Genomic DNA, 22,369 nt, shown 5'->3' with positions numbered 1-22,369 from the left:
AAAAACTAGACGGTACAGTCTAGTTCATACAAATCTAGAGGCGAAGATGTCAGGACATAAGGACCAGACGACAAGCGAGACACGCAGAGCGCGCTGCCGCTGCGGTCGCGTCGAGCTCAGGATAAATGGCGCGCCGATCGTGAGCACCAGCTGCCATTGCGCGAACTGCCAGAAGGCCGGGGCGATCTTTGCCGCCCTGCCCGGCGGCGCGCAGGTGCTGGAGGTGGATGGCGGAACGCCGTTTGCGCTGTTCCGCAAGGATCGCATCGGCTGCGTCGCGGGCAGCGAGCTTTTGGGCGAGCACCGGCTGACGCCGAAGTCGCCGACACGGCGGGTGCTGGCAGGCTGCTGCAATTCGCCGATGTTCCTGGAGTTTTCGGGCGGGCACTGGCTGTCGGTCTATGCCGAGCGGCTGCCGGCTTCTGAGCGCCCGCCGATGGAGATGCGGGTGATGACCAGGGATCGCCGGCCGGGCGTCGAGTTTTCGGACGGCCTGCCGAGCTATGCCAAGCATTCAGGCAGCTTCATGTGGAGGCTGTTGTGGGCATGGGCGGCGATGGGCTTCCGCGCGCCCAAGCTGGATTATGTGAAAGGTGAGCTGGGTGTCCAAGGCTGAGAAGATCGAAATCCGTAACATCATCTCGCCCGGGCACGTGGTCCGGGTCGACAGGGCCAAATACACGGCGATGCGCGACGCGCTGCTTCAGGTGCTGCCGGCATCGACTCCGGGGCTGACGGTGGCCGAGGCCAAGGCCGGCGTGCTGCCGCTGCTGCCGGAGGAGCTGTTTCCCGGCGGTGAGAAGGCGGGCTGGTGGCTGAAGGCAGCCCAGCTCGACCTCGAGGCGCAAGGCATGGTCAGCCGCGAGGCAACGAAGCCGCTGAGGCTATACCGGGCGTGAAACGCGTCCAACCTGGCCACAACGGCACCTAGCCATCTCAGGCAGCCACCACGGCATGACGGTGTCCGGCACGGCAGAACCGCGCCGGACACGCCATCGTCATGGACCAGGCTGCTACCTGCCCCCGACCTTCGGCATCACCAGATCCCCCACGGTATAGACGTGGAATTCGCTCGAAGAGACGGTGTCGAGCTTGCGGAATTTCTCGACAAAGGCCGGATCCGAGAAGAACTCGTCGACATTACCCGCCCCCTGAATGGCCTCGATGTTGACCACCGTCTTGCCGTCGGTGCTTTTGGCGAGATTGCTCCAGAGAAACCCTTCCTTCCGCTCGGCCACATAGTGGACGACGTCCTGGATCAGCCGGAACGCTTCCTCCTGCTGGCCCGGATGGGCGTGGATGACATTGACGACAAATGTCGTCGGCTGCGGCGCTTCGGCGAAAGTGGCTGCAATTTTCTTGTCCAACTGGATCTCCTGTGTCGCTGGCTAGCGGCTTGCCTGCCGCCCGACGACTGGATATCGAGGTGAGGATATCGGATAAACAGTCCGGGATTCAAAATAGATCGGCAATTTTTTCCGTAATAGGGGCAGAATGGACAGGCTGGGATCTCTCGATGTCTTCGTGCAGACCGCCGAGGGCGGCAGCTTCGTTGCCGCAGGCCAGAGGCTGGGCTTGTCGAGCTCGGCCGTCGGCAAGGCCGTGGCCCGGCTGGAACAGGACATGGGGGTGCGGCTCTTCCATCGCTCGACGCGCAGCATGGCGTTGACGCAGGAAGGCAGCGTGTTTCTCGACGCCTGCCGGCGCATCCTGGCCGAGCTCGATGCGGTGCAGGCCGAACTGTCCAACGCGCAAAATGCCCCACGCGGATTGCTGCGGGTTAGCTTGCCGTTGACGGGAATGCTGCTGATGCCAGCCATATCAGCCTTCATGCGGGCCCATCCCGACATCTCTGTCGACCTCGACTTCACCGACAGGCTGGTCGATGTGATCGAGGAAGGCTTCGATGCGGTGATCCGGACCGGCGAGGTACGCGACACCAGGCTGATGAGCCGCAAGCTCGGCACGTTTCGCCATCGCATCGTCGCATCGCCACACTATCTGGACGCTGCAGGAACACCCGAGGTGCCGGAGGACCTGCTGCGACACAGATGCCTGCACCATCGTTATCCGAGCACCGGCAAGCTGGAGCCGTGGCCGCTGGTGCGCAACGGCGAGGACTTGCGCCTCGCCCTGCCGACAACGCACATGGCGAGCACGCTGGAGCCGCTCATCCATCTCGCCGAAAGCGGCTTGGGCATTGCCTGCCTTCCGCCTTTTGCGGTTGCGGCCGCGATCGCCAACGGCCATCTGCGAACGCTGCTCGACGATCATCTCGCGCCGACCGGCACGTTCAGGGCGCTTTGGCCGACGAGCCGCTACCTGTCGCCGAAGGTGCGCGTCTTCGTGGACTTCATGGCCGCCAACCTGTTTGCTGACCAAGCCTGAATCGGGAAGCGCCGGCTGGCGGTCTCGCTACTTCATCTTCTGCGGATAGATGGTCTCGCCGCGCTTGAGCATGTCGACGAAGATTTCGATCTTCTTCTTGCGGCCGGCCTCGGTCTTCATGTTGTGGGTGCGGAAGGCGAGCGCGAAGCGGTTCTGCTCGCTGAGCTTGCCGAGCATCGCCTTGGCCTCGGGCACGGCATCGATGGCAGCCTGGAGGTCGTCGGGGATCTTCATGCCCTTGCCCGAACCATAGGCGCGGTCCCAGCGGCCGTCGGCCTTGGCCGCTTCTACCTGCACCAGGCCGTGCTCGGTCATGCGGCCCTCCGCGATCAGGCGGGCGACATTGTCGACGTTGATCTGGCTCCAGACGGCCTTCCTGCCGCGCGGCGAGTAGCGCTGCAGGAAACTCCTGTCGTCGAGGCCCTTGCGGATGCCGTCGATCCAGCCCCAGCAAAGGACGGCGTCGATGGCCTCCTTGGGCGTGATCGAGGGCAGGCCGGAAGCAACCTTGTGGATTTTGATCCAGACCTCGTCTGCCTTGTCGTGATTGGCGCCGAGCCAGTCGTAGAAAGCCTGGCGGTCGCGGAACTCGCGGACCTTGGCCGGGTCGACATAAACCGGCGCCATCAGCCTGAAATTCCCATGGGCATGAAACCGACGATGCGCATGTTGTCCTCCGCTGGCGAATCCGGACGAAGATATATTCGCGGTCGCTGCGCCGCATAGGGCAGCGGGTGCCAACAGCGCGCCTTACGCTGCGTCATCATGACATCCTGAATTCCAAGCTTCCCGTGAAGGGAATTTTAAAGCCCGCTGATGTAGCAATTGCCGAACCGCAGAAGTGCGGAAACGATAGCCGGGGGGCGAGTTCGTTTCGCCGTGCATGTGACGAAGCAGACCGACACACGATCCAGGTTCAGGCTTTTCGGGCTGCTTTGGCCCTTTCTGATCGTGGTAAGCATCCAGACGATCATTGCCGGCGCAAGCCTCTACACGCTTTCGGCCGTCCGGGCCTATGTGGCGGGTGAGAACGCCTGGTCCAAGGGCCAGCGCGACGCGATCCACTATCTGACGCTCTATGCCGAGACGGGCGAGAACGCCAATCTCCAGCACTTCCGCCGCGCCATCGCCGTGCCGCTGGCTGACCGCGACGCGCGCCTGGCCATGGAACAGCCGGTGCCGGATTATCGCGCCGCCTATGACGGCTTCCTGCGCGGCGGCAACCATCCCGACGACATTCCCGGCCTGATCTGGCTGTTCCGCTACTTCAGGGACATAAGCTATCTCGCCAATTCGGTGCATCGCTGGGTCGATGCCGACCCTAAGATCCTGGAGATCGCCGCACTCGGCGAGCGCATTGACAGCCGGATGGCGGAGGGCCCGCCGCAGCCGGGCGAGCTGGCCAGGTGGAAGGCCGAAATCAACCACCTCTACGAGACGACCGCGCCGCTGGCGGACGCGTTCTCGGAATCGCTCGGGCGCGGCTCGCGCGCCATCTCCAACCTTCTGCTCGGCGTCAATGTCATCACTGCTGGCCTTCTGATCCTTCTCGCCATGCGGCGCACGGGCAAGCTGCTCGAACAGCGCGAAGCTTTCGAGACGGCGCTGAACGCCGAGCGCGAGCGGGCGCAGATCACGCTGGGCTCGATCGGCCAAGCGGTGGTGGCGACCGATGCCGATGGGCGGCTCGACTACATGAACACGGCGGCTGAGGTGCTGCTCGACTGGCAAAGCACCGAGGTCAAGGGCAAGCATCTCAACCGGCTGTTCCGGCTGCTCAGCGAAGAGACAGGCGAAGAGGAAAAGGGCCTGATCGAGAAGGTGCTGGCGGGCGAGCCCTTCGACGGCAGCGGCGTGCAGCAGCAGCTGGTGCGGCCGGACCTGTCGACGGTGGCGGTGTCGCTGGTGGCAGCACCGCTGATCATCGAACAGAAGATCGCGGGCTCGGTGCTGGTGTTCCACGACCGCACCAAAGAACAGGAATTCCTGGCGCAGCTCTCATGGCAGGCGACGCATGACGCACTGACCGGGCTCGCCAACCGGCGCGAATTCGAGGCACGGCTGCGGGCGACGCTGGCCGGGCTTTCACGGCGACCGGCAGTGCATGCGTTGATGTATATCGACCTCGACCAGTTCAAGGTCGTCAACGACACCTGCGGCCATGCGGCGGGCGACGAGCTGCTGCGCAAGATCGGGGCGGTGGCCGGGCAATTGCTGCGCCATGGCGACCTTCTGGCCCGGCTTGGCGGCGACGAGTTCGGCATCATCATGGAGAACTGCCCGACGGAGCTTGCGGCGCAGACGGCCGAGAAGCTGCGCCAGGCGGTCGAGGACCTGCATTTCTCGTGGGACGGCCGCAGCTTCAAGACCAGCGCCAGCATCGGCGTGGTCGGGCTGTCGGACGCGACCATGTCGCTGGAGGAAATCCTGCGCAGCGTCGACGTGGCCTGCTACATGGCCAAGGACGCCGGGCGCAACCGGGTGCAGTTCCAGCAGGTCGGCGATCGCGCGCTGGCGCAGCGGCTGGGCGAGATGGCCTGGGTGCAGCGGCTGCGCGAGGCGCTCGAGCAGAACCGCTTCCGCCTGTTTGCCCAGGAGATCGTGCCGCTGGCGCCGGACACCGAGACAGGCGCGCATGTCGAGCTTCTGGTGCGGCTGGTCGATCACGAAGGCAACATGGTGCCGCCGGGCGCCTTCATCCCGGCCGCCGAGCGCTACGGGCTGATGCCGCTGATCGACCGCTGGGTGGTGCGCTCGGCGCTGGACACGCTGGCAGCGCAGGCCAGGGGCGGCGCATCTGATACTATCGCCACCTGCGCTATCAATCTGTCAGGCGCGAGCTTCGGCGACGAAACTTTTGTCGGCTATGTTCTGGAGCACTTCGCCCGCACCGGCGTGCCGCCGACGATGATCTGCTTCGAGATCACCGAGACGAGCGCCATCGCCGACCTCGACAGCGCCGCGCGCTTCATCAAGGCGCTGCAGGCGCATGGATGCCGCTTCTCGCTCGACGATTTCGGCTCGGGCATGTCGTCGTTCAGCTACCTCAAGGCGCTGCCGGTGGACTACCTCAAGATCGACGGCGGCTTCGTCAAGGACATGCTCGTCGACCGCATCGACCGCGCCATGGTGGAGATGATCCACCATATCGGCGAGGTCACCGCCAAGCGCACCATCGCCGAATTCGTCGAGAATGACGACATCGCAGCGACCCTGCGCGAGATCGGCGTCGACTACGCCCAGGGTTTTGGCATCGCCATACCCAGGCCCTTCGGCGAACATTATGTCGGGATCGCCAGGCGTGACTTCGGGCCCGCCAAGGAGGAAAGCCTGGCGCTGGCAAGCTGACGGCACTTGCGGAGCGCAGCGGGCAGCGCGACAGTGGCCGGCACCAACAGAGATGGGGACGCCGACATGAACAAGCTGATCGCCGGTTCCTTGCTTGTCGCAGCAGCCATGACGATCGCCAGCCAGGCGAGCGCGTCGATCCCGCTGGTCAATGCCACCTGCCCCGGCAAGATCGAGGTCCATGCCGACGAAGGTGGGCCCGTCTACATCAACGGCAAGGAAGCCAAGCTGAAGAAGTTCAACGACAACTACTTCGAGGCCAAAGGGCACGAGGTGACTATCTCGCTCAGCATCAATCCCGACGGATCGGCCAGCGTTTCCTACACGGGCAAGGGCGGCGCCAACGGCATCTGTACCGTCAAGGCGAACTGAGCGGGCTGGATCGTCCGGTCAGGTCATTTGGTCAGATCATCTCCAGCGGGCGCTTGCGTGCCGGCGGCGGGAACAGCCGGTCGAGTTCGGCTAGGTCTTCCGACGTGAGGCGGATGTCGCGAGCGGCGGCGTTCTGGCGGACGTGCTCCAGGCGCGTGGCCTTGGGGATGGCGATGACACCGGGTTGCGCCATGACCCAGGCGAGCGCCACCTGCGCTGCGGTGACGCCGTAGCGGCCGGCGATGGCCTGCAGGCGCGGATTGTGCGTCAAGGCGCCCTGCTCGACAGGCGAATAGGCCATGACCGGCATGCCGAGATCGCGACACTGCGGCAGGAGGTCGAACTCGATGCCGCGGCGCGTCAGGTTGTAGAGCACCTGGTTGGCCTGGCAGGCGCCACCTGAGGGCAAGCCGGCGAGCTCGTCCATGTCGTCGGCATCGAAGTTGCTGACGCCCCAGTGGCGGATCTTGCCGTCGCGCGCCAGCTGCTCGAAGGCATCGACGGTTTCGGCCAGCGGCACGCCGCCGCGCCAGTGCAGCAGGTAGAGGTCGAGGCGATCGGTGCGCAGGCGCTTCAGGCTCGCCTCGCAGGCACGCAGCACCCCATTGCGGGAGGCATTGGAGGGCAGAACCTTCGAGACCAGGAAGACTTCGTCGCGGCGGCCCGAGATCGCCTCGGCGACAACCTCTTCGGAGCCGCCATCGGCGTACATCTCGGCGGTGTCAATCAGGCTGACGCCGAGGTCGAGGCCAAGCCGCAATGCCGCCACCTCGTCGGACATGCTGTTGCGGCTCTCGCCCATCATCCAGGTGCCCTGGCCGAGCACCGGAACGGCTTCGCCCGAAGGCAGTGTTGTGGTCGCGGACATGGCGGTCTCCTCAGCGGTTTGCACCAGCTTACCGCACCATCTGTTGTTGGCTACCGCCTTGGCGATGGAAGTGTTTTCCATCCTCTGCCACGCGATCCGAACAGATGCGTGAAGCGCATGTGGAGCGACAGTCGAAACGTTCACCTTAAAACTTGACTCAAAATATCAAGTTAATGTAATTCGTGCGCATGGCCGTCGACCGGCCAGTGGGGTGGCCAAACAACATACCGATGTATCGATGTCTTCTCTCGGGGACCTGGACGAGAGGCCGGCCACCTGCGCCGAAGCCGTTGTTCCCATTGTCTTGAATGGCGAACCGAAGGCTTTGGCACATCACCATAGACCAGGAACCAAGTCTTCCCGCACGAAGACGCGCATCAGAAGCTAGCAGTCCACTCTTCACAGCAAGCCACTGATTCCTACATTTTGAGGAACACAGTGAACACCTATCGTATCATCCGCTGCAGCACCTTCGCGCTGGCCGCCGTCTGCAGCACCATGGCCCTTAACGTGGCCCACGCTCAATCCTCCAACAGCCCGAAGCCGCCGCCCGAGCCGGTCAAGGCCGACAAGAAGGCAGCGGCGGCCGGCACACCGACGTTGCTTCCACCGATCACGATCAGTGCCGGCAGCGATCCGAATGCTCCCTATCAGACACCCGGCGGCGTCAGCGTTATCGACGGCAAGATCGTCCAGGAGAAATTTGGCGGCGACGCCAATGCCATCGTGCGCAGCATGCCGGGCACGTTCACGCGCATGTCGTCGAGCCAGCCGGGCGTGTCGGTGAATATCAGAGGCTTCGAGGCCGACGGCCGCGTCAACACCATGATCGACGGCGTACCGCAGACATTCAGGAATGCGGCGGGCCACGCCTCCACGGGTGGCGAGCTGCTCTACATCGACACCAATCTCCTGGCGGGCATCGGCGCCGAACGCGGCGCGGTCAACGGCGCCTATGGCATGGGTTCGCTGGCAGGTGCCGTCAATTTCCGCACCATCGACTTCGACGACGTCGTGCTCGAAGGACAGGATCGGGGCGTCAAGACGATCGTCAAGGCCGGCGGCAATGGCTACGGCTTTTCCGGAATGGCCGCAGCCGGGGTGCGGACCGATCTGTCCGGCGGCGGACAGGCGTCGATCATGGGCGCCTTCAGCTACAGCGACCACGCCAACTACAAGCGCGGCGACGGCACCTACAACACGCCCGACGCCGGCAACAAACCGGGATCCGGGCTGGTGAAGCTGCATTTCCAGCCCGACGACGTGCACGACCTGAAGCTCGGCGCACGCTGGTACAAGAACGACTTCCTGGTGTCAGGCTACGACTGGGGCGTCGACAACGCGACCTACACGGCCAACTACAAATATCAGCCCGGCAGCGACTGGATCGACCTCAGGATCAACGGCTACTACAACCGCACCGACATGTCCTACGATCCGACGACGGGCGGATCGTACCGCAGGCGCAACACGCGCGACTTCGGCTACGGCTTCGACATCGTCAACACCAGCCGGTTCGACGTGACCGAGGAGCTGAGCGCCAGCTGGGACTATGGCGCGGCCTATTCGTCGAACGACTACAAGGTCAACCAGTTCCGCGGCGCCAATCCGCCCGGACACATGCAGAAGGCGCGCGTTTTCTCCGACCTGACGCTGTCGCAGGGCATCTTCGAACTGAATGCCGGCCTCAACTACGATTACTGGGGCCTGAGCGGACGGCAGAGCCCGTGCCTGCCGAATGTCGGCTTCTGCCCGCCGACAGGCGGCAATGTCGACGTCTCCCGGCATGAGGCCGCGCTCAACCCCAAGATCACACTGTCGGCAAAGCCGCTCGACTGGCTGCAGCCCTATGTGACCTACTCGCACAGCTTCAGGCCGCCATCGGCGCGCGAAGCGTTGTGGGCTCTGGTTCCCATCGGCTCGGGCGTCGGCGGCGGCCAATATTCCAACTTCTACCTCAATCCAGAGACCTCGAAAGGCTGGGAGGTCGGCGCCAACATCATCAAGGACAACGTGCTGTTCGGCGGCGACGAACTGCGCCTGAAGGCCAACTACTTCCGAAGCGACATCGACAACTACATCGTCAACAACCTGATCAGCATTCCTGGAGATCCCTACGAGCGGGCGATCTGGGTCAATGTTCCGGGAACCACGACGTCACAGGGCTTCGAGGTCGAGGGCGGCTATGACACCGGCTATGCCTACGTCAACCTTTCCTACACGCGGGCACGCAACACCCAGCCTGTCGGCTGGGGCGCGGGCATAGGCAACGGCGACTCGACCTTCCTGCCGGAAAGCAACATCTCGGTCGATGTCGGCATCCGGGCATTCGAGGAAGCATTGACCGTCGGCGCGACCATGAACCACGTCGGCGGCAGTCGCTATGCAGTCGGCTTCGGAGATACGGAAAGGAAGGAAGCCTACACGCTGTTCAACGCCTATGCCTCGTACAAGTTCAACAAGAACGCCACGGCGTTCATGAACATCGAGAACCTGACCAACGTGGCCTACAGCCCGGCGGTTTCGGGCGAGATGGGCGAGAAGACCGGACGTGGACGCACCGTAACAGTGGGGCTGACGAGCCAGTTCTGACCGTCGCCGCCTCTAAGCAGCTGGGCAGCCGCGTTGCTCCCTGCCCGGCCGAACTGACAGTCCGCGGATCAGGCCGCGGACTGGACGGCCGGCTGGCCGATATTGCCGGTCTGGGCCGGTGCTGTCTCGAGCATGACGGCAACGAGCATGCCCGCGGCCATCAGGGCCAGAACGATCTTCTTCATCAGGTTCATCGGTAGTCCTTCTACAATCTGGTCGCCGGACAAGGCCCTTGGAGCCGCCGATTGCGGCTCCGGAACCCCGCCTGGCTCAGAGCTTGATCGCCCTGAGCCGCAGCGCGTTGGCAATGACCGACACCGACGAAAGGCTCATCGCGGCGGCGGCAATCATCGGCGACAGAAGCGTGCCGAGGACCGGATATAGGACGCCAGCGGCGACGGGAACACCCAAAACATTGTAGACGAAGGCGAAGAACAAGTTCTCCTTGATGTTGCGGATGGTGCCCTGGGCAAGTTTGCGGGCGCGGACGATGCCGCCGAGGTCGCCCTTGACCAGCGTTATGCCGGCACTTTCCATGGCGACGTCGGCGCCGGTGCCCATGGCGATGCCGACGTCGGCTGCGGCAAGGGCGGGCGCGTCGTTGACGCCGTCGCCGGCCATGGCGACGCCCTGCCCTTTGGCGCAGAGCTCGTCGACCAGCGCCTTCTTGCTTTCGGGCAGCATGTCGGCGCGGACCTCGTCGATGCCGAGCTTTTCGGCGACGGCCTTGGCGGTGCGGGCGTTGTCGCCGGTCGCCATGATGATCCTCAGACCAAGGCTGTGGAGCTCGCGGATGGCGGCGGTGGCCGAGGCCTTGATCGGATCGGCGACGGCGACAAGGCCGGCCGGCTTGCCGTCGAGAGCGACGAACATCGCCGTCTTGCCCTCGCCGCGCAGCGCATCCGCACGGGCGGCGAGATCGCCGAAGTTAATGCCGAGGTCGGCCATCAGCGCCGCGTTGCCAAGCGCCACCTTGCGATCGGCGACGGCGCCGACGACACCCTTGCCGGTGACGGATTCGAAGTGGTGGACGTCAGGCGCGGTCACGCCGCGCTCGGCCGCGCCTTCGACGATGGCCTCGGCCAGCGGATGCTCGGAGCCCTTTTCGAGGCCGGCGGCAAGCGACAGCAGCTCCGTCTCCGCGATGCCTTCAGCGGTGACGATGTCGGTGAGCTTCGGGCGGCCCTCGGTCAGCGTGCCGGTCTTGTCGACGATCAGCGTGCCGACGCGGGCGAAACGCTCCAGCGCCTCGGCGTCCTTGATGAGCACGCCGGCCTGGGCGCCGCGGCCTGTGGCGGTCATCACCGACATCGGCGTGGCGAGGCCAAGCGCACAAGGACAGGCGATGATCAGCACCGACACCGCCGAGACGGTGGCAAAGACCATGCTCGGCTCGGGGCCGAAGATCGCCCAGACGATGAAGGCGGCGATGGCGATCACCACGACGGCGGGGACGAAGTAGAACGACACGCGGTCGGCCAGCCCCTGGATGGGGGCGCGGCTGCGCTGGGCCTTGGCGACCATGTCGACGATCTGCGACAGCATCGTCTCGCTGCCGACCTTCTCGGCGCGCATGATGAGCGAACCGTTCTTGTTCAGCGTGCCGCCGGTGAGCTTGTCGCCTTCTGTCTTTTCGACCGGAACCGGCTCGCCGGTTATCATTGATTCATCGACCGAGGAACGGCCCTCCAGGACGATGCCGTCGACCGGAACGCTGTCGCCCGGGCGGATGCGCAGGCGGTCGCCGCCGACCACCTCGTCGAGCGGCACTTCGCCTTCCGAGCCGTCGTCAGCGATGCGGCGGGCGGTCTTTGGCGCGAGGTCGAGCAGGGCGCGGATGGCCGAGCCGGTGCGCTCACGCGCCCGAAGTTCCAGCACCTGGCCGAGGAAGACAAGGGCGACGATGACGCTGGCCGCCTCGAAATAGACTGGCACGGAGCCGCCATGGCCGCGGAACTGGTGCGGGAACAGGTCGGGAAACAATGTGGCGACGACCGAATAGAGATAGGCGGCACCAACACCGAGCGAGATCAGCGTCCACATGTTGGGGCTGCAGTTGCGGAACGAATCCAGGCCACGATGGAAGAAGGGCAGTGCCGCCCAGAGCACCACGGGCGTTGCCAGCGCGAGCTCAAGCCAGGAAGCCAGCGGCTCGCCGATCCAGTCGCGCACCGGCAGGCCGACCATCGGGCCCATGGCGATGATGAGCAGCGGAATGGACAGCACCGCGCTGACCAGGAAGCGGCGGGTGAAGTCGACCAATTCAGGGTTGGGGCCGTCATCAGTGCCGGGCATCATCGGTTCGAGCGCCATGCCGCATTTCGGGCAGGAGCCGGGCTTGTCCCTGATGATTTCGGGATGCATCGGGCAGGTGTATTGCGTGCCCTTGGGCGCAGGCGCTGCGGCCGGCTTGCCGGAGAGATACTTGGCCGGTTCGGCGGTGAACTTGCCTTCGCAGGTTGACGAGCAGAAATAGTAGCCCGCACCTTCATGCTTGAGGAAATGCCTGGCCGTGTCGCGGGCGACATCCATGCCGCAGACCGGATCCTTGGCGCTCACATACGTGTCCGGTGCCGCCTGGAACTTGTCACGGCACGAGGCGCTGCAAAAATGATAGCGATGGCCGCCATGTTCGAGCGACGGCTTGCCGGCCACCGGATCGACGGTCATGCCGCAGACGGGGTCGCGCAGCACGGCTTCGTCGCCGGTCGGAGCCTTGGCCGCGTGATGACCGTGGCCGTGGTGACTATGATCGTGGTGGTCGTGCTTGTCGTTCATGTCTGGGATTCCGCATTCCTCGTCATGCGAATCTAGAGGTTCCAGTACGTGGAAGGTCAACACCCTGCCCCGCGGCAAGGTTGTGTGGGAGAGCCGCCCTGGCGCAGCTAAACCGGCAACGTCAGCCGGCCATACCCATGGCGGAAAAATCGCGCTATAGACGCGGCCTCAAGGGCAAGGCCAGCCGAGGCACATGACGAACATCCCGCTCAACCTGGAGCTTCTGATCGACGCGGACGGCTTGCGCCGCGACCTGAGCGCGCTGACCGGCGAGGACGGCAACGGCGCCGATCCTGGGATCAGGGCAACGGCGCTGGCGATGTTCAAAGAACGCATCGCCGTCGGCAAGAAGATCGCCGAGAACATGCTGATGGAGGACGAAGGCGGCACCGCCTGCGCCATCCGCATCTCGCACCTGATGGACGAGGTCATCCGCGTCCTCTACGACTTCGCCGTCACCCACGTCTACCGCGCCAAGAACCCGTCGCAGGCCGAGCGCATGGCGGTGGTTGCCGTCGGCGGCTACGGCCGCGGCACGCTGGCGCCGGGCTCGGACATCGACCTGTTGTTCCTGCTGCCCTACAAGCAGACGCCGTGGGGCGAGCAGATCGTCGAATACATGCTCTACATGCTGTGGGACATGGGACTGAAGGTCGGCCACGCCACCCGCAACATCGACGAGTGCATCAGGCTGTCGCGCAGCGACATCACCATCCGCACAGCGATCCTCGAGGCGCGCTTCGTCTGGGGCGAGGAAAAGCTCTGCAACGAGCTGATCGAGCGCTTCGACAGGGAGCTGGTGAAGGATACCGGGCCCGAATATGTGCAGGCCAAACTTGCCGAGCGCGACGCCCGTCACGCCAAGGCGGGCGAAAGCCGCTATCTGGTCGAGCCCAACATCAAGGACGGCAAGGGCGGGTTGCGCGACCTGCACACGCTGTTCTGGATCGCCAAATATTACTACCGGGTGCGCACCGGCGCCGAGCTGATCGACAAGGGCGTGTTCACCCGGGGCGAATACGGCCAGTTCGTCGAGGCAGAGGACTTCTTGTGGGCGGTGCGCTGCCACATGCATTTCCTGACCGGCAAGCCGGAAGAGCGGCTGCATTTCGACATCCAGCGCGAGATCGCCCAGCGGCTGGGATACACCACCCAGCCAGGGCTTTCGGCGGTCGAGCGCTTCATGAAGGACTACTTCCTGGTGGCCAAGGAAGTGGGTGACCTGACTCGCATCTTCTGTGCTGCGCTCGAAGAAGAGCAGGCCAAGGACGCGCCGGGCTTCCACGGACTGCTGCAGGGCTTTTCCAGGCGGAAGCGCAAGCTTGCCGGCACCAGCGACTTCATCATCGACAACCAGCGCATCAACGTCGCCGACGACAAGGTGTTCGAGCGCGACCCGGTCAACATGCTGCGCTTCTTCTGGTTCGCCGACCGGCACGGGCTGGAACTGCACCCCAACGCGCTGAAGCTGCTCACCCGCTCGCTCGGGCTGGTGGACAAGGGCCTGCGCCGCAACGCGGAGGCCAACCGCTATTTCCTCGACATCCTGACATCGGACCGCAACCCCGAGCTCAACATGCGCCGCATGAACGAGGCCGGGCTGCTCGGACGGCTGATCCCCGACTTCGGCAAGATCGTCGCGATGATGCAGTTCTCGATGTACCACCACTACACTGTCGACGAGCATTTGCTGCGCTGCATCGGCGTGCTGTCCGAGATCGAACATGGCGACGGCGAGAAGATCCATCCGCTCAGCCATTCGCTGATCGGCAGCCTGAAGAAGCAGCGCGAAGTGCTCTATGTCGCGGTGCTGCTGCACGACATCGCCAAGGGCCGGCCGGAAGACCACTCGGAAGCCGGCGCCAAGATCGCCCGCCGCATCTGTCCGCATATGGGGCTGTCGCCTGCCGACACCGAGACGGTGGCCTGGCTGGTGGAGAACCACCTGGTCATGTCGATGACGGCGCAGACGCGCGATCTCAACGATCGCAAGACCATCGACGACTTCGCTGATGTGGTGCAGTCGGTGGAGCGGCTGAAGCTGCTCTTGATCCTGACGGTGTGCGACATCAGGGGCGTCGGTCCCGGCGTGTGGAACGGCTGGAAGGGCCAGCTGCTGCGCACGCTCTATTACGAGACCGAACTTCTGCTCACCGGCGGCTTCTCCGAGGTGTCCCGGGCCGAGCGCACGGCGGCAGCACGCGAGACGCTGGCCGCGGCACTCGAGGCCTGGCCGGAACGGGCGCGCAAGAAATACGTCAAGCTGCACTACGACAACTATTTGCTGACCGTCGACCTCGAGGACCAGAAGCGGCACGCCGAATTCATCCGCGCCACCGACGAAGCCGGCAAGCATCTGTCGACCATGGTCAGGACGCGCGAATTCGAGGCGGTGACCGAGATCACCGTGCTGGCGCAGGACCATCCGCGCTTGCTTTCGGTTATCGCAGGCGCCTGTGCGGCCGCCGGCGGCAACATCGTCGACGCGCAGATCTTCACCACTTCGGACGGGCGGGCGCTGGACATCATCCTGATCTCACGCGAATTCGACCGCGATGAGGACGAGCGCCGCCGGGCCGAACGCGTCGGCGGGCTGATCGAGGACGTGCTGTCGGGCAAAAGCTGGCTACCGGAGATGATCGCCAAGCGAGCCAAGCCCAAGCGCGGCCAGAAGACCTTCCGCATCCAGCCGCGCGCCGAGATCCGCAACACGCTGTCGAACCGCTTCTCCGTGGTCGAGGTGGAAGGGCTGGACCGCCCGGGCCTGCTGTCGGAGATCACGGGCGCGCTGTCTGACCTGTCGCTCGACATCGCCTCGGCCCACATCACCACTTTCGGCGAGAAGGTCATCGACACCTTCTACGTAACCGACCTGACCGGCCAGAAGCTCGACAACCCGACGCGGCTCGACAGCATCCGCGCCCGGCTGATCACGACGCTGGACGGCCCCGCAGCCGAACGCGGCAAGGCGAAGGCCGCAGCAGAGTGAACCGGACCATCATCTCGTCGCAATCGCCGAGGCATTGTCGCCCCCCATGTCATTGATCAAGAAATTCGCGACGGTCGCCTCGGGCACGCTGATGAGCCGGCTGCTGGGCTTTGCCCGCGAGATGCTGATGGCTGCAGCACTCGGCACCGGACCGGTGGCCGACGCCTTCTACGCCGCCTTCCAGTTTCCCAACACCTTCCGCCGGTTGTTTGCCGAGGGCGCGTTCAACGCAGCCTTCGTGCCGCTGTTTGCCAAGGAGATCGAGGCCACCGGCGTCGACGGCGCCAAGCGCTTCTCGGAAGAAGTGTTCGGCGTGCTGTTTTCGGTGCTTCTGGTGCTGACCATCGCCATGGAACTGGCGATGCCGCTGATCGTGCGCTTCATCGTGGCGCCCGGCTTTGCCGCCGATCCCGACAAATACGATCTGACGGTGGCGCTCGCCACCATCATGTTCCCCTACCTCATCTGCATGTCACTGGGTGCGATGATGGCCGGCATGCTGAACTCGCTGCGCCGTTACTTCGCCGCCGCCGTAGCACCGGTGTTCCTGAACGTCATCCTGGTCGGGGTTCTGGCCAACGCCTGGTACAACGGCCATGATGGGCTGAAGGTCGGCTACGCGCTTGCCTGGGGCGTTCTGGCCGCCGGCATCGTGCAGCTTGCCATCGTCTGGATCGCGGTGCGCCACGCCGGTATCTCGATCGGCTTCCGCCGACCGAAGATGACGCCCAACGTCAAGCGCCTGTTGTGGCTCGCCCTCCCCGCGGCGATCACCGGCGGCATCACCCAGATCAACACGCTGATCGGTACGGCCATCGCCTCGGGCCAGGACAGCGCCGTGTCGTCGCTTAACCTGGCCGACCGCATCTACCAGCTGCCGCTCGGCGTGGTCGGCGTGGCCGTCGCCATCGTGCTTTTGCCGGAACTGTCGCGGGCACTGAAGTCGGGCAACCGGATCGAGGCGGCAAACCTGCAGAACCGCTCGGTGGAGTTCACCCTGTTCCTGACGCTGCCGGCCACGGCGGCACTGCTTGTGATGTCCGAGCCGATCGTACGTGTGCTCTATGAGCGCGGCGCCTTCGCCGCCTCGAACAGCACGCCGGTCGTGGCCTCCATCCTCGCCATCTTCGGTCTCGGCCTGCCCGCCTTCGTGCTGATCAAGGCGTTCACGCCCGGCTTCTTCGCCCGCGAGGACACGCGCACGCCGATGTATTTCGCCGCGATCTCGGTGGCGGTGAACATCTCGGTGGCGCTGACGCTGTTCCCATCTATGGGCGCGCCCGGCATTGCGGCCGCGTCCGCGATCGCCGGCTGGATCAACGCGGCGATGCTTTTGGGTACACTGATCTGGCGCGGCCACTGGGACCGCGACGCCGGCCTTATCCGCCGCGCCCCACGGCTCGTCATCGCCTCGGCGATCATGGCAGCCGGCCTATGGTACGCGATGGGTTTTGCCGAACAGTGGCTGGGATCTGCAGCACCCTTCTACACCCAGGCGGCGGCACTGGCGGTGCTGATTGCCGGCGCGGTGATCGTCTATTTCGGACTCGCCTTCGGCATCGGCGGCGCCGATTTCGGCATGCTCAGGCGCAACATCAAGCGCAACCGCGCGACACCAACGGAGCCCGTCGTCGAACCGGAGTAGGCCAGGCGCTGCAGCGCGAAGGGGGAATTTTTAATATTTCCCGGTCATCAACTTGGCCGACGAAATATTCGACTATGACCTCATAGTCCGGAAGGCGGGGGCGCAAGCCCGATGCAGCAGAGCACAAGACTTCACTACGTCGACTGGTTACGCGTCACGGCATTTGCCCTGCTCATTCTCTATCATTCGTCGGTCGGCTTCTTTCCCGACCTCGACTGGCTGATCAGCAGCCCCGAACGTAGCGCCGGCCTGTCGCTGGCGATGATGTTTCCGCGGGTCTGGCGGCTGGCGCTGCTGTTTTTCGTCTCGGGCATGGGCACATGGTTCGCCTTCCGCTCCGAAAGCGGGCTCGCCTTCCTGCGCGGCCGCTTCGTCAGGCTGTTCGTGCCGCTGATCTTCGCCATGTGCGTGATCATCGTGCCGCAGGTCTGGTACGAGCGCATCTACGAGGGTGACTTCTCGGGCTCGCTGTTCGAATTCTGGCTGGTGCACTACTTCACCGAGGGACGCTACCCGACCGGCAACTTCTCCTGGGCGCATATGTGGTTCGTGGCCTATCTGCTGGTCATGACCTTCATCTGCTACCCTGTCTTCCTGCTGGTGACGTCTGAGCGGATGCGCCCGTTCATGGCCGGCTTCGAGCGCGTCGCGCGCTCGCCGGCGATTTATGTGCTTGTGCTGCTGCCGCTCGTTCTGCATCTGGCGCTGTCGCCATTCTTCCCGCGCCAGACCAACGTGCTCTACAATGACGGCGCCTGGTTCGCGGCCGAAGCGAGCTGGTTCGGCCTCGGTTTCCTCGTCGCCAAGCATCATCAAGCGGTCATCGGCGGCATCGTTTCGCGGCGCTGGTTGAGCGCGGCGATGGTTGCCGTGCTGACGGCTCTGCTTTTCCGCTACGCCTGGATCGGCGAGGTCTACGGCATCGGCGGCGCGCATGGCGGCATGAACGAAGCACTCTACAAGACGCTATCCTTCGTCATGGCCTGGTGCATGATCCTCGCCTGCGTCGGCTTCGCTTCCAGACACCTCAATCGGCCGAGCAAGACGCTCAGCTGGCTCAACGCCAAGATCTTCCCGCTCTACATCGTCCACCAGACCTTCGTGGTGATGGCGCTGTTCTACGTGCTGCCGCTGGAACGGCCGCTGTGGCTGGAGTTCGTCCTTGTGGTCGCCATCACTACCTTCTGGTCGCTGATGTTTGCCGTCCTCGCGGACATGTTGCCTGCGCCTTTCCGCACGCTGGTCGGACTGCCCGACAAGCGGGCGGCCAGGCGCAAGTCGGAAGCTCCTGGGCAACTGGGGCAGCCCGGCCGCGAAAGTGGGGCCAGCTCCGCAAAGTCTTGATCGTTTCCCGACCATCGTTCATAAGCGCGTCTCGCATTTCGCCGCGCGCGAAACGGCCCTCCACAAGCCACGGGATCCATCATGACCGCCTTCAAGCCCCTCGTCTTCTCCGGCGTCCAGCCGACCGGCAATCTCCATCTCGGCAACTATCTCGGCGCCATCCGCAAGTTCGTCGCCCTGCAGGACACCAACGACTGCATCTATTGCGTCGTCGACCTGCATTCGCTGACTGCCCAGCTCGTCCATGACGACCTCGAAGGCCAGACGCGCTCGATCACCGCGGCGTTCCTGGCGGCCGGCATCGACCCCAAGAAGCACATCGTCTTCAACCAGGCCCGTGTGCTGCAGCACGCCGAGCTTGCCTGGATCTTCAATTGCGTGGCGCGCATCGGCTGGATGAACCGCATGACGCAGTTCAAGGACAAGGCCGGCAAGGACCGCGAGAACGCCTCGCTGGGCCTGCTTGCCTATCCGAGCCTGATGGCGGCCGACATCCTGCTCTACCGCGCCACCCACGTGCCTGTGGGCGAAGACCAGAAGCAGCATCTCGAACTCACCCGCGACATCGCCCAGAAGTTCAACAACGACTTCTCGGCCCGCATCGCCGACCTCGGCATCGGCGTGGAAATGCAGATGGGCGAAGAGACGGTCAACGGCTTCTTCCCGATCACCGAGCCAATCATCGGTGGACCGGCTGCACGCATCATGAGCCTGCGCGACGGTTCGAAGAAGATGTCGAAGTCGGATCCGTCCGACCTGTCGCGCATCAATCTCACCGACGACGCCGACACGATCTCGAAGAAGATCAAGAAGGCGAAGACCGATCCGGAAGCGCTGCCGAGCGAGACCGACGGGCTGAAGGAGCGTCCCGAGGCGGAAAACCTGGTCGGCATCTATGCCGGCCTGGCCGACATGTCGAAGGAAGCGGTGCTCAAGGAGTTCGGCGGCCAGCAGTTCTCGGTGTTCAAGCCGGCACTCGCCGATCTGGCGGTCGACAAGCTGGCGCCGGTCGCCGGCGAGATGCGCCGCCTGATGGCCGATCCGGCCTATATCGACAGCGTGCTGCGCGACGGCGGCGACAGGGCCCGCGCCATCGCCGAAGGCACGATGAAGAGCGTGCGCAACATCATCGGCCTGCTCGGCGACTGATACGACACAACGACACCGGCGCCGTCCCGCTTGCGGGCGAACGGCGCCGGTGGCAGATTGCTGGCAAAACGCACAGGTAGCACATGGTCTCCAAACGCCTCAGCAAGGAAGCCGGACACCGGCGCAAATTCCTGGCGATCGTCGACGAAACGCCCGAATGCGAGCGTGCGGTGGCCTATGCCTCCAAGCGGGCCCAGTCGACCAACGGTGTTTTGGTGCTGCTCTATGTCATCGAGCCCGATGACTTCCAGCACTGGCTGGGCGTCGAGAAGATCATGCGCGAAGAAGCAACCGCCACGGCCAATGGGGCGCTGGACACCCAGGCCGCCAAGGTGCGCGAGACGCTGGGCATCGAGCCGGAGCTCGTGGTCCGCGAAGGCCGCGCGGCGGACGAGATCCACAAGCTGATCGAAGACGACCAGGACATCGCCATCCTGGTGCTGGCCGCGGGCGCCGGCAAGGAAGGCCCGGGGCCGCTGGTCTCGTCGATCGCCGGCAAGAGTGCCGCCTTCCCCATTCCGGTCACGGTCGTGCCCCAGAACCTGTCCGACGAGGACATCGCCAGCCTGGCCTAATAGGTGGGGCGCAACATATTGGCGCGGAGGCGCGCCAGCGGCTTGAATGTCGGCCGTCATGAGCCTAATTAGAATTATTCCAAACTGAAGGCCCGTCCGCGCGGCCACGGAGACATGTCATGTTCATCCAGACCGAAGCGACCCCCAATCCGGCCACACTGAAGTTCCTGCCGGGCAAGGAAGTGCTTTTGGAAGGCACCGCCGATTTCCGCGACGCCGACAGCGCGCGCGCGGCCTCGCCGCTGGCCGGACGGCTGTTCGACATCCCGGGCGTCACCGGCGTGTTCTTCGGCTACGACTTCATCACCGTGACCAAGGACGGCCCCGACTGGCAGCACCTGAAGCCGGCGATCCTCGGCTCGATCATGGAGCACTTCATGTCGGGCGTGTCGGTCATGGCCGGCCAGGCCGCCGGCGGCGGCGGCCATCATGACGACGAGAACGAATTCTTCGACAAGGCCGATGCCGAGATCGTGGTGACGATCAAGGAACTGCTCGACACCCGCGTGCGCCCTGCCGTTGCCCAGGACGGCGGCGACATCACCTTCCGCGGCTACGAGAACGGCACCGTGTTCCTGCACATGAAGGGCGCCTGCGCCGGCTGTCCGTCGTCGACGGCAACGCTGAAGCACGGCATCCAGAACCTGCTGCGCCACTTCGTGCCTGAAGTGCAGCAGGTCGAACAGGTCTCCTGATCCCGCCCTCTGCTCCGCAGCCATCCGAGGCGGAGCGAACCACAATCCAAAAAACAAAAAACCGGGCCAAAGCGCCCGGTTTTTCGTTTGCGACGTCCGTGTTGCCTGGACGGTTCGCAGTTATTTCACGATGACCTTGGCGCCGACATCGACGCGGTCGTAGAGGTCGATGATGTCCTGGTTCATCATTCGGATGCAGCCCGAGGACATGGCCTTGCCGATCGACCACCATTCGGGCGTACCATGCAGGCGATAGCCGGTGTCGCCGCCCTTGTTGTAGAGGTAGAGGGCGCGGGCGCCGAGCGCGTTCTTGGGGCCGCCGGGCATGCCGCCAGCCCATTTGACCAGCTCCGGCTGGCGCTTCATCATTGCCGGCGGTGGGGTCCAGACCGGCCATTCGCGCTTCAGCGCGACGCGCGACGTACCCTGCCACTCGAAACCCTCGCGACCGACGCCGATGCCGTAGCGCATCGCCTTGCCGTCAGGCTGGACCAGATAGAGGAACTTCTGCTCGGTATCGACGACGACGGTGCCCGGCTTCTCATCGGTGTCGTAGCGCACGATCTGACGATGGAACTGACGCGGGACCTTGTTGATCGGAATGGTCGGCAGCTGGTAGCCGGCATCGACACGGCCGCCGTAATCATTGGAGAACATGCGCGACACGCCATCGGTCGAGCAACCTGCGAGTGCGGTGGTAAGCGCCAGGGCGGCGACGATGGCAAGTGACTTCAATTGCATGTGGGGTTCCCGAACTAGAGCTGTGTCCGGACCGATTCGGCCTCATTTTTGCCACCATTCTTAACGGTCGGGTATTTTGCTTGCCAAGCGCTACAGGCCCGCAAAGCGGCCCGCGCGTGAATGTGAGGTCGACGATATGGCATTTCGGCAACACGCAGGACGAGTGAGGCAGGCGATGTCAGCTAGGTTCGGTTGCGAGAAAGCGGCCATCGGATTTATCGCCCGGATGGGTTCAAAACGTGAACAAATGATGCCATGATCTGCCGATGCCGATCATTTCACCGCTCGCCCAGAACCCGCTCATCGACGGACGCCAGTCGGAACGCGCCATGCTGGTGCGGCGCGGCGTGCAGCGCCTTTTGTCCCAGATGGGCGCCCATGTGCTGCCGGAACTGTCTCTGGCCACGGGGCGGCGCGCTGACCTGGTGGCGCTGACGCGCCAGGGCGACATCTGGATCATCGAGATCAAGTCGTCGATCGAGGATTTTCGCACCGACCGCAAATGGCCCGACTACCGGCTCCATTCCGACCGCTTCTTCTTTGCCACCCATCCGGAAGTGCCGATCGAGATATTCCCCGAGGAGTGCGGCTTCATCCTGTCCGACGGCTATGGCGCCGAGATCATGCGCGAGGCCCCAGAGCACCGCATGGCGGCGGCCACCCGCAAGGCGCTGATGCTGCGCATCGCCCGTGCGGGCGCTGCCCGTCTGCTGGCGGCGGAGCTGGCGGGTGTTTCAGTGCCGGCACTGGATGGCGAGAGCGAATAGGAAATAGGAAATAGGAAATAGGAAATAGGAAATAGGAAATAGGAAATAGGAAATAGGAAATAGGAAATAGGAAATAGGAAATAGGAAATAGGAAATAGTAGAATAAAAACGGCGCCTG

At 64.2% G+C, this 22,369-nt stretch carries 19 protein-coding genes; 13 read left to right on the top strand and 6 right to left on the bottom strand.

Features of this window, described 5'->3' with window-relative positions; translation table 11 throughout:
* Nucleotides 1-46 precede the first annotated feature (46 nt).
* Both B015_RS0100330 and B015_RS0100325 read left to right on the top strand, forming a co-directional pair.
* Complete coding sequence (locus B015_RS0100330) at nucleotides 47-616, top strand: hypothetical protein (RefSeq protein ID WP_018425646.1); 570 nt, start codon at nucleotides 47-49, stop codon at nucleotides 614-616.
* Nucleotides 603-899: a hypothetical protein gene (locus B015_RS0100325; RefSeq protein ID WP_026226733.1), complete on the top strand. Its 297-nt coding sequence runs from the start codon at nucleotides 603-605 to the stop codon at nucleotides 897-899. The genes B015_RS0100330 and B015_RS0100325 overlap by 14 nt, the downstream gene beginning before the upstream one ends.
* 114 nt (nucleotides 900-1,013) lie before the next feature.
* Here B015_RS0100325 and B015_RS0100320 read toward each other — a convergent pair whose 3' ends face one another.
* Nucleotides 1,014-1,367, bottom strand: a complete 354-nt coding sequence (locus tag B015_RS0100320) for an antibiotic biosynthesis monooxygenase (RefSeq protein ID WP_018425644.1) — start codon at nucleotides 1,365-1,367, stop codon at nucleotides 1,014-1,016.
* A 127-nt stretch (nucleotides 1,368-1,494) separates the two neighbouring features.
* On the opposite strand from B015_RS0100320, the gene B015_RS0100315 reads away from it, so the two are divergent.
* A complete protein-coding gene (locus tag B015_RS0100315) occupies nucleotides 1,495-2,388 on the top strand; it encodes a LysR family transcriptional regulator (protein ID WP_018425643.1) in 894 nt (297 codons plus the stop codon).
* A gap of 27 nt (nucleotides 2,389-2,415) precedes the next feature.
* Here the strand turns inward: B015_RS0100315 and B015_RS0100310 are convergent, their stop codons facing one another.
* Entirely contained in the window at nucleotides 2,416-3,015 is a 600-nt protein-coding gene (locus tag B015_RS0100310; protein WP_018425642.1) for a YdeI/OmpD-associated family protein, read from the bottom strand.
* Nucleotides 3,016-3,339: 324 nt separating this feature from the next.
* Here B015_RS0100310 and B015_RS0100300 point away from each other — a divergent pair, with 324 nt between their 5' ends.
* Nucleotides 3,340-5,736, top strand: a complete 2,397-nt coding sequence (locus tag B015_RS0100300) for an EAL domain-containing protein (RefSeq protein WP_245262100.1) — start codon at nucleotides 3,340-3,342, stop codon at nucleotides 5,734-5,736.
* A 66-nt stretch (nucleotides 5,737-5,802) separates the two neighbouring features.
* Nucleotides 5,803-6,108 carry a hypothetical protein gene (locus B015_RS0100295; RefSeq protein ID WP_018425639.1) on the top strand — a complete coding sequence of 102 codons (306 nt, stop codon included), beginning with the start codon at nucleotides 5,803-5,805 and terminating at the stop codon, nucleotides 6,106-6,108.
* Nucleotides 6,109-6,139: 31 nt separating this feature from the next.
* On the opposite strand, the gene B015_RS0100290 is transcribed toward B015_RS0100295, so the two are convergent.
* Nucleotides 6,140-6,976: an aldo/keto reductase gene (locus tag B015_RS0100290; RefSeq protein ID WP_026226732.1), complete on the bottom strand. Its 837-nt coding sequence runs from the start codon at nucleotides 6,974-6,976 to the stop codon at nucleotides 6,140-6,142.
* 438 nt (nucleotides 6,977-7,414) lie between these two features.
* On the opposite strand from B015_RS0100290, the gene B015_RS0100285 reads away from it, so the two are divergent.
* The gene (locus B015_RS0100285; protein WP_018425637.1) at nucleotides 7,415-9,568 is read left to right on the top strand and encodes a TonB-dependent receptor; all 2,154 of its coding nucleotides are present in this window, start codon (nucleotides 7,415-7,417) and stop codon (nucleotides 9,566-9,568) included.
* A 68-nt stretch (nucleotides 9,569-9,636) separates the two neighbouring features.
* Here the strand turns inward: B015_RS0100285 and B015_RS34040 are convergent, their stop codons facing one another.
* A complete protein-coding gene (locus B015_RS34040; RefSeq protein ID WP_018425636.1) occupies nucleotides 9,637-9,762 on the bottom strand; it encodes a hypothetical protein in 126 nt (41 codons plus the stop codon).
* A 76-nt stretch (nucleotides 9,763-9,838) separates the two neighbouring features.
* Entirely contained in the window at nucleotides 9,839-12,346 is a 2,508-nt protein-coding gene (locus tag B015_RS0100275; protein WP_018425635.1) for a heavy metal translocating P-type ATPase, read from the bottom strand.
* A 193-nt stretch (nucleotides 12,347-12,539) separates the two neighbouring features.
* Between B015_RS0100275 and B015_RS0100270 the strand changes: the two genes are divergently transcribed.
* The 6 genes from B015_RS0100270 (at nucleotide 12,540) to B015_RS0100245 (ending at nucleotide 20,743) form a co-directional block, all read left to right on the top strand.
* Nucleotides 12,540-15,335, top strand: a complete 2,796-nt coding sequence (locus tag B015_RS0100270; RefSeq protein WP_018425634.1) for a [protein-PII] uridylyltransferase — start codon at nucleotides 12,540-12,542, stop codon at nucleotides 15,333-15,335.
* 46 nt (nucleotides 15,336-15,381) lie between these two features.
* The gene (murJ, locus tag B015_RS0100265; protein WP_018425633.1) at nucleotides 15,382-16,980 is read left to right on the top strand and encodes a murein biosynthesis integral membrane protein MurJ; all 1,599 of its coding nucleotides are present in this window, start codon (nucleotides 15,382-15,384) and stop codon (nucleotides 16,978-16,980) included.
* A gap of 111 nt (nucleotides 16,981-17,091) precedes the next feature.
* Entirely contained in the window at nucleotides 17,092-18,324 is a 1,233-nt protein-coding gene (locus tag B015_RS0100260; RefSeq protein ID WP_018425632.1) for an acyltransferase, read from the top strand.
* 81 nt (nucleotides 18,325-18,405) lie between these two features.
* The gene (gene trpS / locus B015_RS0100255) at nucleotides 18,406-19,473 is read left to right on the top strand and encodes a tryptophan--tRNA ligase (protein ID WP_018425631.1); all 1,068 of its coding nucleotides are present in this window, start codon (nucleotides 18,406-18,408) and stop codon (nucleotides 19,471-19,473) included.
* A gap of 83 nt (nucleotides 19,474-19,556) precedes the next feature.
* A complete protein-coding gene (locus B015_RS0100250; protein ID WP_018425630.1) occupies nucleotides 19,557-20,048 on the top strand; it encodes a universal stress protein in 492 nt (163 codons plus the stop codon).
* 119 nt (nucleotides 20,049-20,167) lie between these two features.
* Complete coding sequence (locus B015_RS0100245; protein WP_018425629.1) at nucleotides 20,168-20,743, top strand: NifU family protein; 576 nt, start codon at nucleotides 20,168-20,170, stop codon at nucleotides 20,741-20,743.
* A gap of 120 nt (nucleotides 20,744-20,863) precedes the next feature.
* On the opposite strand, the gene B015_RS0100240 is transcribed toward B015_RS0100245, so the two are convergent.
* Nucleotides 20,864-21,484: a L,D-transpeptidase gene (locus tag B015_RS0100240; RefSeq protein ID WP_018425628.1), complete on the bottom strand. Its 621-nt coding sequence runs from the start codon at nucleotides 21,482-21,484 to the stop codon at nucleotides 20,864-20,866.
* Between the two features lie 266 nt (nucleotides 21,485-21,750).
* Between B015_RS0100240 and B015_RS0100235 the strand changes: the two genes are divergently transcribed.
* Nucleotides 21,751-22,251 (top strand): MmcB family DNA repair protein, encoded by a 501-nt coding sequence (locus tag B015_RS0100235; RefSeq protein ID WP_018425627.1) that lies wholly within the window; start codon nucleotides 21,751-21,753, stop codon nucleotides 22,249-22,251.
* Nucleotides 22,252-22,369: the final 118 nt, after the last annotated feature.

Origin of the sequence: Hoeflea sp. 108 (assembly GCF_000372965.1) — a bacterium.
In the GTDB taxonomy this organism is placed as follows: domain Bacteria; phylum Pseudomonadota; class Alphaproteobacteria; order Rhizobiales; family Rhizobiaceae; genus Aminobacter.
Note: the sequence above shows the minus strand (reverse complement) of the source record. Positions and strands in the feature narration are given on the sequence as shown.

Coding starts and splice junctions, on each gene's coding strand:
- B015_RS0100260 (WP_018425632.1), top strand. CDS start 17,092: ATGCAGCAGAGCACAAGACTTCACTACGTCGACTGGTTACGCGTCACG.
- B015_RS0100240 (WP_018425628.1), bottom strand. CDS start 21,484: ATGCAATTGAAGTCACTTGCCATCGTCGCCGCCCTGGCGCTTACCACC.
- B015_RS0100310 (WP_018425642.1), bottom strand. CDS start 3,015: ATGGCGCCGGTTTATGTCGACCCGGCCAAGGTCCGCGAGTTCCGCGAC.
- B015_RS0100290 (WP_026226732.1), bottom strand. CDS start 6,976: ATGTCCGCGACCACAACACTGCCTTCGGGCGAAGCCGTTCCGGTGCTC.
- B015_RS0100235 (WP_018425627.1), top strand. CDS start 21,751: ATGCCGATCATTTCACCGCTCGCCCAGAACCCGCTCATCGACGGACGC.
- B015_RS0100315 (WP_018425643.1), top strand. CDS start 1,495: ATGGACAGGCTGGGATCTCTCGATGTCTTCGTGCAGACCGCCGAGGGC.
- B015_RS0100295 (WP_018425639.1), top strand. CDS start 5,803: ATGAACAAGCTGATCGCCGGTTCCTTGCTTGTCGCAGCAGCCATGACG.
- trpS (WP_018425631.1), top strand. CDS start 18,406: ATGACCGCCTTCAAGCCCCTCGTCTTCTCCGGCGTCCAGCCGACCGGC.
- murJ (WP_018425633.1), top strand. CDS start 15,382: ATGTCATTGATCAAGAAATTCGCGACGGTCGCCTCGGGCACGCTGATG.
- B015_RS0100270 (WP_018425634.1), top strand. CDS start 12,540: ATGACGAACATCCCGCTCAACCTGGAGCTTCTGATCGACGCGGACGGC.
- B015_RS34040 (WP_018425636.1), bottom strand. CDS start 9,762: ATGAACCTGATGAAGAAGATCGTTCTGGCCCTGATGGCCGCGGGCATG.
- B015_RS0100330 (WP_018425646.1), top strand. CDS start 47: ATGTCAGGACATAAGGACCAGACGACAAGCGAGACACGCAGAGCGCGC.
- B015_RS0100245 (WP_018425629.1), top strand. CDS start 20,168: ATGTTCATCCAGACCGAAGCGACCCCCAATCCGGCCACACTGAAGTTC.
- B015_RS0100250 (WP_018425630.1), top strand. CDS start 19,557: ATGGTCTCCAAACGCCTCAGCAAGGAAGCCGGACACCGGCGCAAATTC.
- B015_RS0100275 (WP_018425635.1), bottom strand. CDS start 12,346: ATGAACGACAAGCACGACCACCACGATCATAGTCACCACGGCCACGGT.